The sequence below is a fragment of the Marinobacter sp. L-13 genome (assembly GCF_056857715.1).
Map to the genome: position 1 here is coordinate 146,284 of NZ_JBSXNQ010000050.1, position 14,736 is coordinate 161,019.

The 14,736-nt window shown below is 53.4% G+C and carries 15 protein-coding genes; 6 read left to right on the forward strand and 9 right to left on the reverse strand.

Going from position 1 to position 14,736, the window contains the following annotated elements:
• The first annotated feature begins 32 nt into the window (after positions 1-32).
• Both AC13DD_RS08720 and AC13DD_RS08725 read left to right on the forward strand, forming a co-directional pair.
• Positions 33-968 carry a DMT family transporter gene (locus AC13DD_RS08720; RefSeq protein WP_053113909.1) on the forward strand — a complete coding sequence of 312 codons (936 nt, stop codon included), beginning with the start codon at positions 33-35 and terminating at the stop codon, positions 966-968.
• A gap of 98 nt (positions 969-1,066) precedes the next feature.
• Positions 1,067-1,369, forward strand: coding sequence for a monooxygenase (locus AC13DD_RS08725; RefSeq protein WP_008177357.1), 303 nt, complete (start codon positions 1,067-1,069; stop codon positions 1,367-1,369).
• A 66-nt stretch (positions 1,370-1,435) separates the two neighbouring features.
• Here AC13DD_RS08725 and AC13DD_RS08730 read toward each other — a convergent pair whose 3' ends face one another.
• Positions 1,436-2,332 carry a LysR family transcriptional regulator gene (locus AC13DD_RS08730; protein ID WP_008177359.1) on the reverse strand — a complete coding sequence of 299 codons (897 nt, stop codon included), beginning with the start codon at positions 2,330-2,332 and terminating at the stop codon, positions 1,436-1,438.
• Positions 2,333-2,476: 144 nt separating this feature from the next.
• On the opposite strand from AC13DD_RS08730, the gene AC13DD_RS08735 reads away from it, so the two are divergent.
• Together AC13DD_RS08735 and AC13DD_RS08740 are read left to right on the forward strand one after the other, a co-directional pair.
• Positions 2,477-4,456 (forward strand): alkyl/aryl-sulfatase, encoded by a 1,980-nt coding sequence (locus tag AC13DD_RS08735; protein WP_482931061.1) that lies wholly within the window; start codon positions 2,477-2,479, stop codon positions 4,454-4,456.
• Complete coding sequence (locus AC13DD_RS08740) at positions 4,453-6,078, forward strand: GMC family oxidoreductase (protein ID WP_273073015.1); 1,626 nt, start codon at positions 4,453-4,455, stop codon at positions 6,076-6,078. The genes AC13DD_RS08735 and AC13DD_RS08740 overlap by 4 nt, the downstream gene beginning before the upstream one ends.
• A 330-nt stretch (positions 6,079-6,408) precedes the next feature.
• On the opposite strand, the gene AC13DD_RS08745 is transcribed toward AC13DD_RS08740, so the two are convergent.
• From AC13DD_RS08745 to AC13DD_RS08775, 7 genes are all read right to left on the reverse strand, one after another.
• Positions 6,409-7,032, reverse strand: a complete 624-nt coding sequence (locus AC13DD_RS08745) for an SCO family protein (protein ID WP_023010649.1) — start codon at positions 7,030-7,032, stop codon at positions 6,409-6,411.
• The gene (locus tag AC13DD_RS08750) at positions 7,029-7,871 is read right to left on the reverse strand and encodes a cytochrome c oxidase assembly protein (protein WP_144779533.1); all 843 of its coding nucleotides are present in this window, start codon (positions 7,869-7,871) and stop codon (positions 7,029-7,031) included. The genes AC13DD_RS08745 and AC13DD_RS08750 overlap by 4 nt, the downstream gene beginning before the upstream one ends.
• A gap of 19 nt (positions 7,872-7,890) precedes the next feature.
• Positions 7,891-8,529, reverse strand: coding sequence for a DsbA family protein (locus tag AC13DD_RS08755; RefSeq protein WP_482931062.1), 639 nt, complete (start codon positions 8,527-8,529; stop codon positions 7,891-7,893).
• A gap of 44 nt (positions 8,530-8,573) precedes the next feature.
• A complete protein-coding gene (locus tag AC13DD_RS08760; protein WP_227507881.1) occupies positions 8,574-9,575 on the reverse strand; it encodes an arsenic resistance protein in 1,002 nt (333 codons plus the stop codon).
• A 33-nt stretch (positions 9,576-9,608) separates the two neighbouring features.
• The gene (locus AC13DD_RS08765; RefSeq protein ID WP_008175827.1) at positions 9,609-10,517 is read right to left on the reverse strand and encodes a cation diffusion facilitator family transporter; all 909 of its coding nucleotides are present in this window, start codon (positions 10,515-10,517) and stop codon (positions 9,609-9,611) included.
• Between the two features lie 70 nt (positions 10,518-10,587).
• Entirely contained in the window at positions 10,588-11,127 is a 540-nt protein-coding gene (lspA, locus tag AC13DD_RS08770; protein WP_482931063.1) for a signal peptidase II, read from the reverse strand.
• Positions 11,128-11,131: 4 nt separating this feature from the next.
• On the reverse strand, positions 11,132-12,028 hold the full coding sequence (locus AC13DD_RS08775) for a cation efflux transmembrane domain-containing protein (protein ID WP_482931064.1): 897 nt from the start codon (positions 12,026-12,028) through the stop codon (positions 11,132-11,134).
• Positions 12,029-12,200: 172 nt separating this feature from the next.
• Here AC13DD_RS08775 and AC13DD_RS08780 point away from each other — a divergent pair, with 172 nt between their 5' ends.
• Positions 12,201-12,668, forward strand: coding sequence for a hypothetical protein (locus AC13DD_RS08780; RefSeq protein ID WP_041343552.1), 468 nt, complete (start codon positions 12,201-12,203; stop codon positions 12,666-12,668).
• An 847-nt stretch (positions 12,669-13,515) separates the two neighbouring features.
• Entirely contained in the window at positions 13,516-13,815 is a 300-nt protein-coding gene (locus tag AC13DD_RS08785; protein WP_008169415.1) for a hypothetical protein, read from the forward strand.
• A 2-nt stretch (positions 13,816-13,817) separates the two neighbouring features.
• On the opposite strand, the gene AC13DD_RS08790 is transcribed toward AC13DD_RS08785, so the two are convergent.
• Complete coding sequence (locus AC13DD_RS08790; RefSeq protein WP_053113969.1) at positions 13,818-14,507, reverse strand: hypothetical protein; 690 nt, start codon at positions 14,505-14,507, stop codon at positions 13,818-13,820.
• Positions 14,508-14,736 lie beyond the last annotated feature (229 nt).

Sequence of the window (14,736 nt, forward strand, 5' to 3'; positions counted from 1 at the left end):
CTAAACGGGGTATTCATTAATTCAGAGGTAGCATGACTTCAGTATCGAGATCCGGAGTCTTTTTACTATCCGCAGCGTTCTCCGCAGTTTTTATGGGAACGATCGGTGCCATTTCGGTCTATGCGGGGGTGGGGGCCGAGACGGTTACCTTCTATAGGCTCTTCATTGGGGCCGTTTTGGTGGCGGTTTATCTGCTGGCAACCAGGCAACACAGCAAGATCTTTATGTGGCCCGGTATGAAGGTGTTGGTAACCGGTGCTTTCCTGGCGGGTTTCGTGATGTTTTACATCCTGGCAATGGATTACACCAGTATGGCGAACGCTGTTATGGTGCTTTATCTGGCACCAGTGACGGCCTCTGTGGCGGCTCATTTCTTTCTCGGAGAGCGCCTCACCTCGGCCAGTGTTGGATTGGTCGGATTCGCGCTGCTGGGCTTCGCCATGATGATGGAATTCAACTTCAACCTGAGTGGACGGGCAGAAGAAGCCATCGGTCTGGCCTATGCTTTCTGCGCCATGCTCTGTTACTCGGCGTTTATGTTAACCAATCGTTCCATGGATGACCGTGTTCATGTGTTCAGCCGCAGTGGTTACCAGATGCTCGCTGGTGCTTTGTGCATGTTGCCGCTGGTGCTGCTGGAGAGCGAAGTCATTTCCGGCGCGCAGTGGGGGTGGTTGATTGCTGCCGGTATTCTGCCGGGTTTCCTGGCCATCCTGTTGGCCGTTATCGCTCTGAGGTCTCTGCCCGCGGCCACGTTCGGCACCCTGGCTTATCTGGAGCCCATTACCGTTGTGGCGCTTGCGTGGATACTGTTTGATCAGGGCCTGAATAGCCTCCAGCTGGCCGGCTGCGCCCTGATCATTCTGGCGGGTATTGCGCAGGCGTTGCTGCTGAACCGACGTTCAGAAGCTGAGGAGATACCGGGAGTGCTTGCGGATCTGGATTCCACGGTGTCGGGAGAGAGTTGAAGTTCCGGGAAATGGCTTGTGGGCCAGAAAATGACGCCTGCCTGCACTAGTGTGGGTTAGGGCTATGATGCATTGATGAACTCAGGAGGACGTGAACGATGAGAACCCTGCTACAGTTGGATTTTCCTTACGACGGCCCGTTTGGCGATGAGATGGCGAGTGCGATGGCCGAGCTTGCCGAGTCTATTGCCAGGGAGCCGGGGTTTCTCTGGAAGATTTGGACAGAAAATCCCGACTCCTGCGAGGCGGGCGGTATCTATCTCTTCGAAGATGAGAGCAGTGCAAGGGCCTATCTGAACAAGCATACGGCCCGGCTGAAAGAATTCGGTGTGCCGAAGGTCAACGGCAAAGTGTTCCAGGTGAACGAGGCCCTTTCCGCCATTGATCACGGTCCGGTCTGAATCATGTTGGCCCCTGCTTCACAAACCTGGCTTTCTGGAATGCGCCTTAAATGCCATGTTCCTGGTTCATTTCAGTTTTGCGAATTCCAGAACCATGGAATGGAACTTGGCTGCCGCCGGTGAAAGCGGCCTCCCGCAACGCTGCAAGACACCATAGCGGGTCCGAAGAGTCTCAATCCCGGATACAGAAACGGTTGTCACCTTTCCGCTATCAAGCAAATCGGCCACTATAGGTCTGGGTGCGATACTGATGGCCTTGCTGCCAGTAACAATGGCCGCAAGCATGGCAATATTGTCGCACTCGATTCTTCGTTTCAGCCCCCCTTGTTGCGCGCTCATGGCCTGAATATTCCGTTCCATATCTTCAGGAACACGTGTCATGGCTATTGGATAATCGAGTAAATCTCCCCATACCACCCCCGTCGCCTGAGCCAACGGGTGATCATGACGACAAAACACAACAACTTCGGGCTGCGGCAAGTGGGTTATTTCCAGATCGGGATCGCCAGACAACTCGCCGGTATCGGCCACAAAGAGCTCTATCTCATGGTCCAACAGCGCAAGGCGTAAATCCTGCCAGTTATCTGTCCGAATGTTGAGGCGGATTCCCGGATACTGATCCACAAACCGGGCACAGACCTTATCCATCAGTGCCAGCGCCGGGTAGGGGCCGGTTCCGATATTCAATTCGCCTGTCTCAAGCTCGTCGATGGCCTCGACTTCCTGTCTTAAAGATTCTGCCGCTGCCAGCAGGCCCCGGACGTGGGGTAGAGCGGCTCGCCCGTGCGCGGTCAAAACCACCCCGAAGCGCCCCCGATCGAACAGTCTGGCCCCGAGTTGGCGCTCCAGTTCCTGGATGCTGCGACTTAAAGCCGGTTGAGACAGGTGCACGACTTCCGAGGCGCGGGCAAAACTGCCGCACTCAACTAACGCCATGAAATGCCGGATGTGTCGTGTGTCCATGGCACTATATCTATGCGTTTTGCGCATATTAAGTCAAGAAACATTGCATTGGATGAACGGAACACCTCGCTTCAAACTGCAGTTACGTGGCGCACGATTCGAAACCAACAAAACCCAGGTGCCGCCAAAAAGAGGAGATTCCGCATGCTACCCCTATTCAAGAAGGCCATGCTGACAGCGTTCGGTGCCGGTTTACTGTTCCCGATGATCGCTCAGGCCGAAACCTCCAAGCCGGCAACGGACGTGACGGCACAGTTAAACCAGGCGGTACTGAATGAGCTGCCGTTTTCCGATACCCGTTCGTTTGAGGACGCTCGCCGTGGCTTCTTGGGTGCGTTGCCTGATGGCAGGGTGCTGGATAATGAAGGTCACGTGGCCTGGGACATGGCGCCCTACGCCTTCCTGCAGGCCGATGCCGCTCCGGATTCAGTCAATCCAAGCCTGTGGCGCATGGCGCAACTGAATGCGATCCATGGGCTGTTCGAAGTGGTCGAAGGCATGTACCAGGTCCGCAACATGGATCTGTCCAATATGACCATCATTGAGGGTGACAGCGGCCTGATCATCATCGACCCCCTTCTGACTCCCGCGACGGCGCGCGCCGGTCTGGAACTCTATTACCAGCATCGAAGCAGAAAGCCCGTGGTGGCAGTGCTTTACACACACAACCATGCGGATCATTTCGGGGGTGTGAAGGGTGTCGTTAATGAGGAGGATGTTCGAGCCGGGAAGGTCCGGATCTATGCTCCAGAGGGGTTTATGGAGCATGCAATTGCAGAGAATGTGATTGCCGGCAACGCCATGACCCGTCGCGCCACCTACCAGTTCGGCGCTGGTTTGACTCCGGGCGTGAGAGGTCATGTCGACACCGGGCTTGGCAAGGCACTGGGTAGCGGTGGGCTCAGCCTTATTGCTCCCACCGATACCGTGCCTGACAACGCCAACCTGACCATCGATGGTATCGAGATTGACTTCCAGATGGCGCACGGCACCGAAGCCGAATCTGAGATGATGATGTATTTCCCTCAGTTCCGTGTGCTCAACACCGCCGAGATCACAAGTCAGCACCTGCATAACATCTACACCATCCGCGGAGCCGCCATTCGCGACGCCAGTTCCTGGTCCAGGTTTATCGACAAGGTACTGGTTCGCTTCGCTGATCGCACGGACATTCAGGTGGCCCAGCATCACTGGCCGATCTGGAACCCGGAAGACATCACGCATTTTCTGGAAGTTCAAAGGGACCTGTACAAGTATATCCATGATCAGACGGTTCGTATGATGAACCGTGGCATGTTGCCAGGCGATATTGCTGAAAACCTGCAGTTACCTGAAAGCCTGAACCAGGAATGGTCAGCGCGCGGTTATTACGGAACCGTCAGCCACAATGCCCGCGGTGTATATCAGCGCTACATGGGTTGGTATGACGCCAATCCCGCCAACCTTAACCCTTTGCCACCTCGTGAAGAATCGAGACGCACCATCGACTACATGGGCGGTGAGGCAGAAGTGCTCCGAAAGGCCCGCGAAGATTTTGCGGACGGCGACTATCGCTGGGTTGCATCAGTGATGCGAGATCTCGTGTATGCCAACCCTGAAAACCGTGAAGCGCGCGAACTGGGCGCGGACGCTCTGGAGCAGCTTGGTTACCAGGCCGAGGCGGGCACCTGGCGTAGCGCCTACCTCGTTGGTGCGCACGAATTGCGCCACGGCGTGATTACACCGAAACATGTGGGGCTGCAGCCAGACCTGATGCAGGCACTGCAAATCAGTATGTTTTTTGATTCGATGGCAGTAAGGATTGACCCGGAAAAAGCCGCCGGAGAGCATCTGGTGATCAACTGGTCTATTACCGACCAGGGTGAGGATTATCGGCTGAACCTTCAGAACGCCACGCTGACCCATCGGTCGGGGGAGCTGGACGAGCGTGCCCACGCCAGTGTGAGTATGCACCGAGCGGTACTGGATAATATCCTTCTTCAAAAAACCAGCTTCCCGGAGGCGGTGGAGTCTGGCGAGATCCAGGTCGAGGGGGCAGTGGATGCCTTCTTTGGCCTGCTGCAAATGCTGGAAAAACCACCAGCAAACTTCTCCATCATTGAACCGGTGGGGGAAAAACCGTGAACGAGAATTTTGATTACATCGTGGTCGGTGCCGGCTCTGCCGGTAGCGTACTGGCGGATCGGCTTTCAGCCGATGGCAGATACTCGGTCTGCATACTGGAGGCGGGGCCGGGTGGGGATTCGTTCACGATCCGGACGCCGGGCGCCTTTGCCGCCCACATGTTTCTCAAGAAGTACAACTGGGCATTCAACGCCAGGCCCGACCAGAAACTGCGAGATGGTGAGCCCTTGTTTACCCCCAGGGGAAAAGGGCTTGGTGGTAGTTCGTCAATAAACGGCATGCTCTACGTGCGCGGTCAGAAAGAGGACTACGACGAGTGGGAGGCACTCGGTAATGAAGGCTGGGGCTATCGGGAGATGTTGCCTTACTTCATAAAATCGGAACACCACGAGACGCTTTCCGGAACCCCTTATCACGGCAAAGGTGGCAACCTTCACATCAGTGCACCGGAAACAGCGGAGTACCCGATGTCCGAAGCTTTCGTAGATGCGGCACGGCAGGCCGGTTTTCCCTGCAACAGCGATTTTAACGGCGCCAACCAGGAAGGCGTGGGCTATTTCCACCTGAACATCAAGAATGGCCGTCGATTCGGTGCCGCCGACGCCTATTTGAAGCCGGCCATGACTCGCCAGAACCTGACTGTATTCACCGACGCACAGGCGAAAAAAGTGGTGTTCGAGGGCAAACGGTCTGTTGCGGTAGAGCTCCGCCACAAGGGCAGAGATCGGGTGTTGCGGGCAAACCGGGAAATCATTCTAAGCGGTGGAGCGATCAACTCGCCCCAGTTGCTTCAGCTTTCCGGCATCGGAGACCGCGACATCCTGGAAAACCTGGGTATTCGGTGCCTGCACGAATTACCGGGAGTGGGTAAGAATCTTCAGGAGCATGTGGACGCCTGCGTCCTGGTCTCAAGCAGGAAGAACAGTGGCTTCACTGCCTCGTTCGGTGGCCTGCTGAAAATGCTCCCGGATACCATCCGATACTTCCTCAGTAAACGGGGCAAGCTCGCTAAATCCATCACCGAGGCTGGCGGTTTTATCAAATCCAGTGACAGCGTTAATCGCCCGGATGTTCAGCTCCACATGCTGCCGCTGCTGTTTGATGATAGCGGTCGGGACCTGAAACTCATGTCCAACCCCGGTTATTCAGTGCATGTCTGTGTGCTGCGGCCGAAGAGCTCAGGCAACGTAACCATAACGTCGGCCGATCCGTTTGCGGCGCCGGAAATCGACTACAACTTCTTTGCCGATCCCGATGACTGCAAAGCCATGGTCGATGGTATCCGCCAGGCCCGCCGGATTCTCGCGGCGAAGGCCTTTGACGATTATCGGGGTGAGGAACTCCACCCGGGTGCAGATCGCCAGTCCGATGAGCAGATCATCGAAAAGGTGAAGGAAAAGGTGGGCCTGGTATACCACCCGGTGGGCACCTGCAAAATGGGAACTGACAGGATGGCGGTCGTGGACCCACAACTCAGGGTGCACGGACTCGAAGGCCTCCGTGTGGTGGACGCGTCCATCATGCCACGGCTGATTAGCGGCAATACCAACGCGCCTACGATTGCCATTGCCGAAAAGGCTGCTGACATGATTCTCGAAAAGGCGGAGGGCTGCGATATCTGATTGTCAGCTTATAAACAAAAGCGAACATTCGAGTCAGGCCTTCCTTCTCCCCCCCGAAGGTTCCAAGCTCGTCATTGGCCTTTGATTCATCATGGTTGATGGAGCAACTTTCAGGTGCCAACTAATTCCGGTATAGAGTTAGCGATAATGGGCTAAGCCGATGTTTACCCCGATTGACCTGCCCCCAGCTTTCCAAAGGCCAAAAAAACTGGATATGTGAAGCCCGGCAAAAGATGAACATAAGCATCCGACAATCAAATCTTGAGTCACGGGCTGCTGCCGTATTCCGCAGCAGCTAAGCATTACTTTCCAATGGCAAGCTTCGTTAACTCAGGCATCCTCCTGAATAAGAGCAGCGAGGTCATGCCGAATTTCTTCCCCGCTCAAATCGGGCCGCATTAAAAGGCGAGGGTTACCTTCGCGATCAAATACATAAATCGCGCTGCTGTGTGACACCGCATAATTTCCATCAGCGTCAGGTTCGTCATAACCGAAGGTTGTCCTATATCGTTTTGCCAGTTCACGAAGCTGGGGTTCTTTTCCAGTGAGCCCTACAATATTGTCACCGAAGAAATCCACGTATTTTGCGAGGCGCTCGGGCGTGTCACGTTTCGGATCGACACTCACGAACAAAGTGAGTACTTCATCCTGAAGCTCGGGGTCCAGGCCACTGGTTACCTGATTGAGTTTTTGCAGGGCGGTCGGGCAAACATCGGGGCACGAGGTGAACCCGAAAAACAGCATTCTCACGCGGCCACTGTAATCATCGCCAGATACAGACTTGCCCTGGCTATTGATCAGGTCGAATTCCAGCTCAGGCATCAAGCCACTGATGTTTTTACCGTTCCAGTCTTCCTCGTCATTGCCAAAGCAACCAGTCAGCAATAGGGATGCTATCAGCGTTAAGGTCGCCGATATGATGTTGGTGCGCTGTCGCCAGAAGCGAGTTCTCATGACGCTGTTTCCTCAAGTTGTTTGGATTGGTTGGTATATTTTCCGTCCTGATGCATGGCTCGCCGGAGCATCAGAAGAATGCCAAGAATGCTCATCATGGCCGGAGGAATATAGGTCAGCATGCCGCCCAGAAGCTGGTCGACTTCTGGATCCAGCGGCCAGGCCCTGCCACAGACTTCGTAAACGTCATAGACCATGTCACGTGAGAACACGATCCACGCCCCAAGAAACATCTGAAGCACACCCGCGGCAGCCAGAACCAACATGCGTCTGCCATACCCCAACGATGAGGTGATCGCCGGCGGTCTTGGGTCAAAGATCAACCACCAGAAGAGAAGACCATCCAGCAACATGCTCCAGTTCATGACCCAGTACAGCTCCCGGCTGAGCATGGCGTCGAAATGGATCGATGGCCACAGCCAGAAATAAATGAGCCCAACAAATAGGAAAAGGGCGATAAAGGGCTGTTGCAGAACCTGATAAACCCAACCCAGAGGCCGTAGCGCGCGCCTCCAGCCCGGGCGGATTTTTTCAAACCAGAACCGCATGACCGGTAAAGGGTTGGACAGGGCGATAAGGATAGGCCCGATGTGATGAAGAATCAGATGCTGGCCCCGATGGACGAAGAACATGTATTGCGCGTAGTAATCGAAGCGCGTCTGCATCACCGCATAACAGATCAGCACCCCCAGGGTGAACGCAAAAATCCGTAGCGAGCCAGGCCGATCCTGATCCGGCATCCGAATTAGCCCGACGCCATAGAACCCCATCACGAGCATGTAGCTCAGCACGGTCAGCGGCGAGAAATCGTAGGGTAGAAGGTAGTCAAGCAGTGACATAGCGTTGCCGGTTTTGTTGTTATTCCAGTGACTCTACCTTGGATGTCACCAGGTCGTACAGTTCCTGAGGCCCCAGGCGGCTCAAGATGTCTCCGTTAACGTAGAATGTTGGGGTTCCGGAAATTCCAACCGCCTTAACGTCCGCAGCATCCTGTTGAATAATGCCGTCAATCTCGGGTGAGTTCATACCGGCCCGAGCGGCTTCGACATCAAGTCCGGCTGACTCCGCCGCATCCCATGCTGCGGCGACCTTTGGATCATCGTGCCATTTCGGTTGTGCTTCCATAACAGCGTCCAGTACCGGCTCATAGACCCCCTGTTCACGGGCGGTTTCCAGGATTCTGACGGCCTCTTCCGAGCCTTTGTGAAACAATACGTAGCGCAGTACCAGACGCACGTTGTCCGGGTAGGCAGCCTGAATCTGTTTCACATAGGGATGCATGGCGCGACAACCTTCGCAGGATGGGTCGAAGAACTCGACAATGGTTACCGGCGCGTCCTCAGGGCCAATAACGGGAGAGTAATCCCTCACCAGTGGCGTTTTTTCAACAACGGCGGGTTCATTAGTGCCCTGGGAGCGATCGTAAATAACAAAAGCACCAGCAAAGACAACCAGACAAAAAAGAAGGAGACTGATGACCAGGGTTCGGGTTTGCACGGGAGATCTTCCTATTTTAAATGAGTTTACGGGTTTCAGATTATTCAGGTGTCCGGTAGCAGCCGACTAGGCACCCACCGCAGATAAAGCATCATTCCAAACAGTTCCAACAAAGACTGGACGACAATCACCACGACGGCCACAGCCCAGGCCTCTGGCATTGACAGTGCCAAAGGTAAAACCACGAAGGAGTTGCGTGTTCCTAGGCTGAAGATGACGGTGCGACCGGTTTCTACCGGTAATCGAAAGACCCGGCGCAGAGCCTTTCCAACCAGAGCCGCAGCTAGAAGATAGGCCGGAAACAGAATCATCAAGGGCCAGATAAGTGAGCCGGTACTGTCGATCTGGCTGACCTGTGTCATTGAGATGATGAACAGTACGACTGTCAGCAGAGGGACCGGCATCAGACCCATGAAGCGAATGAACCCGATGGCTTTTCTGGAGTTTTCGGCCCATTTTTCAGTCAGAAATGCCAGGATAAGCGGGACAATAATCAGCCCGCCAAAGGCCGGCAGGAGGTGCCGCCCAAGCTCAAGATTCACGTCGAACTGATTACCCATGAAAAGCCAGAGGTAAAGTGGAAGAAGACCCAGTTGAGCAATCAGCAGAACCGGTGTTGCCGCAATGGCTCGGGTGCTGTCCCCCTTGCCTAGGTGAGTGAAGGTGACAAACCAGTCGGTACAGGGCATCAGCAATACCAGAAGCACACCCAGCTTCAGCGCGTCATTATCCGGCAGTGCCAACACCAGCAAGGCAGTGATCGCTGGCATCACCAGGAAGTTGCCGGTGAGCAAGGCACTCATGAACCGACGATCCCGGAACACATCAGACAGGTGAGTCAACGGTGTTTGAGTAAACGTGGCGTAGAGCAAAACCCCAAGCAAGGCCCAGATCAGGTATTCCGGCACATTGTCGCCGAGAGATCCTGTCCAACCGACAACAAGACCGAGGATAACCGCGATGAGGTAGGCCCAGACCTGATGGCGTTCAATTACGTCTCGCATGGCGTGCTCGTAACCGTGAGGCATGTCGGCCATTCGCAGCATATCTGCCACACGGCACCCATTTCAGCAGCCCTGCTAGCCATGGCCATAAGTATGGGCATCTTTGTGACTGTGATCAGGATGTTCAAACTCCAATGTTGAATGAGTGATGCTGAACTCGTTTTCCAAAGTTCGTTTTATCTTGTCCTTGACTTTCTCAAGTTCATTCCATGCACTTATCTCGACCACCACATGGGCGTCAAGGGAGGCATCATGCTCACCCATCTGCCAGAAATGTACGTGGTGAAGGTCGATAACGCCCTCTACGTTTGATACAGCCTCAATGACCGAATCTGTGTCGATATCCACAGGACTGCCCAGCATGAGTGTTCGGATGGTTCCGCCGATTTCCGTCAGGCCCAGGTAGAGAATGTAGCTGGCGATACCAATTGTGATCGCTGGATCAACCCAGCGCATGTCGTAGAGCAGAATCAGGGCACCGCCTATAACGACTGCTATTGAGGCAAACGCATCAGACAAGTTGTGTAAAAACAACGCACGAATATTAACGCTGCCCTTCTGCATCGAGTAGGTCAGCAGCGCGGTCAGCGCGTCCACTACCAGTGCGACAATGCCAAGCCAGATTACCCACCATCCCTTGATTTCCGTCGGCTCAATGAATCGCATGGTACCTTCGTAGATCAGGTAAAGGCCTATCATGATCAAGGTGGTGTAGTTTATGAGTGCCGCAACGATCTCAATTCTCCCATAGCCAAAGGTCATCTTTGAGTCGGCCGGGCGGCGTGCAATTTTCCGGGCGGCAAAAGCGATAACCAGCGATGCCATGTCTGAAAAGTTATGTATAGCGTCGGCGATCAGCGCCAGGCTGCCAGCGAAGATCCCGCCCGCGATCTGGGCGACAGTCAGGACGCCATTCGCCCAGATGGCTACTGCAACTCGCTTGTCCTTGGTATCCGGCGACATGTGAGCATGCTCGTGGCCCATTATTTTCTCCTTGTTCGGTTACTGTTCAACTAAATGTAGTCGCAATACTCGCTAAGCCTGACTAAGAGGGTTATGCGTTGGCGACATCGCGCAAACTAGCCATTCTGGCGATTTTCCATGTTGTTTCCCACACTTTTTCGGCCCTGAAGCCCGTGACAAAAATCATGATCACGCCCAGGACTATGAAGGCGTCGGCAATATTGAATGCCGGCCAGTGCCAGGATTGCCAATGAAAATCCAGGTAATCGACAACATAGCCTCGAAAAACTCGGTCGATGACATTTCCGAATGCACCGCCAAGTACCATCGCATAGGCCAGGGCTTCGGTTCGCTTATGGCTGTCCCGAATCAATTTGACCAGAACAGCCGAGACGACAATGGCTATCGCAATAAAAAAATATCGCTGCCAGCCATCGCCATCGGCAAAGAGACTGAAGGCAGCGCCTTTATTCCATACGTGCACCCAATTAAAGAAAGGAGTGATCTCAACCGATTGCCCGTAAGCCATGGATTGCTGGACGAGCCATTTAATAAGCTGGTCGGCCAGTGCTATAAGTGCCGAAAAGCCGAGAAAGGTGAGCGTAAAAAAGCGAGAACGGTCTTCAGACATCGAATTATCCTTTTAGCGCAAGAATTCGCTTGGCACCAATGAGTACAATGCCTCCCACAATACCGCCAATAACCAGATCCGGGTAGTTGGAGCCGGTCCAGGCAACAAGAAGCCCTGCAAGGATAACCCCCAGATTGATGACCACGTCGTTGGCCGAAAAGATCCAGCTGGCTTTCATGTGAGCACCGCCTTCACGGTGTTTTGCGATCAGAAGAAGGCAGCTGATGTTGGCAACGAGAGCAACAGAGGCGACGGTCATCATCATTGACGACTGGGGATCACTGCCGAACAGAAAACGCCTGCCAACCTCAACCAGTACACCGACGGCAAGGATAAGCTGGAGGATGCCTGCCACATGGGCCGCTCTGACCTGCATTTTGATGCCGTGCCCAACGGCGTAAAGTGCGAGACCGTAGACGGCGGCATCGGCAAGCATGTCTAGCGAGTCTGCAATCAGGCCAGCGGACTGGGCGATCAGGCCCATCGTCATCTCGACCAGAAACATCAGGCCGTTGATTGCCAGCAGTATCCATAAAGTGCCGGATTCTTCGCTTTCGTTGGCCTTAGAAGATTCAGCCGCTCTGACGGATTCAGCGCTGGCGTCTTCTGTCCGCTGCAAGGAAGCACCCAGGCCCAGGTTTTCCAGTTTGCTGGTAATAGGACCGGTTTCTCCATGGTGGATAATTTCCAATGTACGACCCGATAAATCGAATGACAGCGACTGAATGTTTTCAACGCCAGTCAGTGCCATTCGAATCATTCGCTCTTCCGAGGGACAATCCATTTTTGGTATTTTGTAGGTGCTTAGCTGGCTACCTGTTTCGGCGGTGGCGCGTCCCTGAAACTTGTCATCTACGACAGAGTCTTCACTACCACACTGCCCATTGCAGGGTTTGCTCATTTTCTCGGCTCCGGTTTTCGTACAAATGATGCAATTTAAAACCCTGTAGCCACTACAGGGTCAATAACTAATCTACACTAGTAGTCGTCAAAATCGGCGTTTGTCTGGATAAAGATCTACAATGATAAGTGCGATGATGTGGACGTCTAATTTTATTTCGAGGGTAAACTTTATGATTTCATTTAAAGGACTTACAGCAACCGCTGCGTTGTTGGTTTTTCCTGCATTCGTGCTAGCGCATGGTGATCAAGGCTCATGGCAAGGGCATGGTCCTGGCATGATGATGGATCAGGAGCAAATGCAACAGATGCACCAGAACTGGTCTCACATGAACCAGCTGATGCAACGCATTCCTGATGAAGCTTCACCGCAAGAACGGCAACGATTGATGCGAGAACACAGGGAGGCGATGCAAGAGCAAATGGGTTTTATGCATCACGGTATGATGGGCCCCGGCATGATGCGTGGACAAAACGGCATGATGGGAGGTCAGCACATGATGAACGGCGGCGGTAAATCAAAGAATGGTGGTAGTCTGTCTAACGAGCAACAAATTCAGATGATGCAGGAGCGCATGGATCAAATGCAGCTGATGATGGAGCAAATGCTGCAATACCAGCAAAATCTAAAGGTAGAGTGATCGAGAAGCCTTCAAATACTTTTACTTAACAGACGCGTAGTAACTGGCGAGTTTGATAGGCTGAAGTTTGTGAAAACGGCGCAGTAGCTGGGTTTCGGTCTCAACGAAATCCCTGGCCTTTTACGGCTGGAAGATGGCGCTCTGGGCACCACTTCGAATGTTCGCTTTGCGACCACAGGATAATTTGTTGTGTCAATTTCCGACCACGCTATAGCGGCATGACCAGTTGGCTGATTCATTGTTTAAACTTGTTTCTGAGTCTTTCTCAATTAACGACTTCAGGCATATGTCGGTAGATTAGACTCGATATGCAAAGAAGGTCGGTAGAGCCTACCTTGCGAAACAGGTTGATTGTTAATCCTCCTCATCCCTGGTCGGACAGTCGCCGCCACGCCCAATTCAGGATCCTACGCAGCTTTAAGATATATCTCACACGAATCCTGCATTGACAATGATAGGGTTGGGGCCGAGTCAGCTGGTCAGGACGACCGGGACTCAACGCCGGCACGGATGCTAGGCAAACGCGACACCTGCCCAGTGGTGTGACGCGCCAAGGAGAGACTTGGCACCACCCCCGCTTGTGACAATTCGCACCCTTTGATCGACCCAATCTTGACCTAGTCAATCAGGATTATCAGAATAATGTTCGAATATTCAGTTTTGGGTCAGAGGTGTTCCATCACTCTCAATGAGCATCGGTTACTGTCCGCATTGCCTTTGGAAAGGTTACGGTATTTGCCTTCTGACCTTACTAGTTGGAAATCCACGTGAACGGGATTAGCGAGCTGAGGACGGAGTTTCGTCGCCGACACAATATGACTACGCCACCCTTCAAGCGTTTGCGTCAATGGAAACCGTCGGCATCGTTACAGAAGATAATATTGAGCTTTCTCATTGGCTCGGCGTGGCGGACCGCAGGATTCTACGATTAGTTCTAGAGTTAAAGTCGGTTCTATTGGATATCGAAGCTTGGCGAACGATGATTCTTGAGCCCTACAAACGGCTTGGCCCCGGTGTCTACATGGTAGGGGCTTTCATCGGACATGACAGAATTGTTGGCGTCGTGGAAGGACGACAGCCAATGGTCAGGGTTTTTTCGTCTAAACCGGACGCGCTGGGCCGGTCCTTCGGCCAAGACACTGAATAGATCTAATTCCGAAACTCTGACACCTGGCGCTCTAGGTTCGCGTACATTGCCAGAAGATCATCCTCGTTGAGCGTTCCTCTGGTGGTTGCCTTAGCCTTATGTTTTTCCAGCTGGCTACGTTGTTCGGCGTAAACATGATGGAGGACGCTGGCTTGATAGTCGCAGCCCTCGTGATTGTTCAGTTGTTTTCGAAGCGATTTGAACTGATCAGGACTGGGAACCTGTTCGAGCTTTTTAGCTATGTCTTTGGGTCGGATATTGAACACTTCTCCCCAATGTTTTACGGCATGCTCCCAGGCCTGAGATAGAGATGCCCGCTCATCTATGTAGAATTTGTTAGCAGCTCCTCGTTTGTTTACGGAGAAATAGCAGGTTTCCTGTGCAGCACTTTTCCCGCTTCCGATGCCAAGCGTGATGCCCTGGAAGCCAACACCGCGACAGGGGAGGGTTGAGGGATGGTCTTTTCCAATGAAATCCAGATATTGAAGTGCTGCGGAGCGGGCCATGTAACGGGCCTCATAGTACTTGGCCCTGGTCTCTTGATACTGGTACCAGAGTTCTTGAGTAATTCTGTTGTTCGGCCTCTTAAGAGAGAAATACTTCTGATAGCGTTTGCCTCGGATGGTGGCAACAACTCGCCAACCGTGGAAGCCAGAGGTCAGCTCCCCTTTTTCATAAAAGCTAATAGCCATGGATAGTCGATCTTTCCCGTCCAAATCACGTTAAAGATAGTACGCAGCCAAGCAGGCGTCGCCTGCTCTACTCTGAGGCCTACGTCAGCTTGCTGCAATCGAAAATGGTCAATAAACTTCTCAGTCTCTTTGGGCTGCAAACTGGAAACACCGACCTTCGGTCAATCGTTGTCGCTTCCTAGGAGTGAAGCATCGTCCATGGAGTGTAAGGCTGCGAGGGACCATACGT

Coding starts and splice junctions, on each gene's coding strand:
- AC13DD_RS08720 (WP_053113909.1), top strand. CDS start 33: ATGACTTCAGTATCGAGATCCGGAGTCTTTTTACTATCCGCAGCGTTC.
- AC13DD_RS08725 (WP_008177357.1), top strand. CDS start 1,067: ATGAGAACCCTGCTACAGTTGGATTTTCCTTACGACGGCCCGTTTGGC.
- AC13DD_RS08730 (WP_008177359.1), bottom strand. CDS start 2,332: ATGGACACACGACACATCCGGCATTTCATGGCGTTAGTTGAGTGCGGC.
- AC13DD_RS08735 (WP_482931061.1), top strand. CDS start 2,477: ATGCTACCCCTATTCAAGAAGGCCATGCTGACAGCGTTCGGTGCCGGT.
- AC13DD_RS08745 (WP_023010649.1), bottom strand. CDS start 7,032: ATGAGAACTCGCTTCTGGCGACAGCGCACCAACATCATATCGGCGACC.
- AC13DD_RS08750 (WP_144779533.1), bottom strand. CDS start 7,871: ATGTCACTGCTTGACTACCTTCTACCCTACGATTTCTCGCCGCTGACC.
- AC13DD_RS08760 (WP_227507881.1), bottom strand. CDS start 9,575: ATGCTGCGAATGGCCGACATGCCTCACGGTTACGAGCACGCCATGCGA.
- AC13DD_RS08765 (WP_008175827.1), bottom strand. CDS start 10,517: ATGGGCCACGAGCATGCTCACATGTCGCCGGATACCAAGGACAAGCGA.
- lspA (WP_482931063.1), bottom strand. CDS start 11,127: ATGTCTGAAGACCGTTCTCGCTTTTTTACGCTCACCTTTCTCGGCTTT.
- AC13DD_RS08775 (WP_482931064.1), bottom strand. CDS start 12,028: ATGAGCAAACCCTGCAATGGGCAGTGTGGTAGTGAAGACTCTGTCGTA.
- AC13DD_RS08780 (WP_041343552.1), top strand. CDS start 12,201: ATGATTTCATTTAAAGGACTTACAGCAACCGCTGCGTTGTTGGTTTTT.
- AC13DD_RS08785 (WP_008169415.1), top strand. CDS start 13,516: ATGGAAACCGTCGGCATCGTTACAGAAGATAATATTGAGCTTTCTCAT.
- AC13DD_RS08790 (WP_053113969.1), bottom strand. CDS start 14,507: ATGGCTATTAGCTTTTATGAAAAAGGGGAGCTGACCTCTGGCTTCCAC.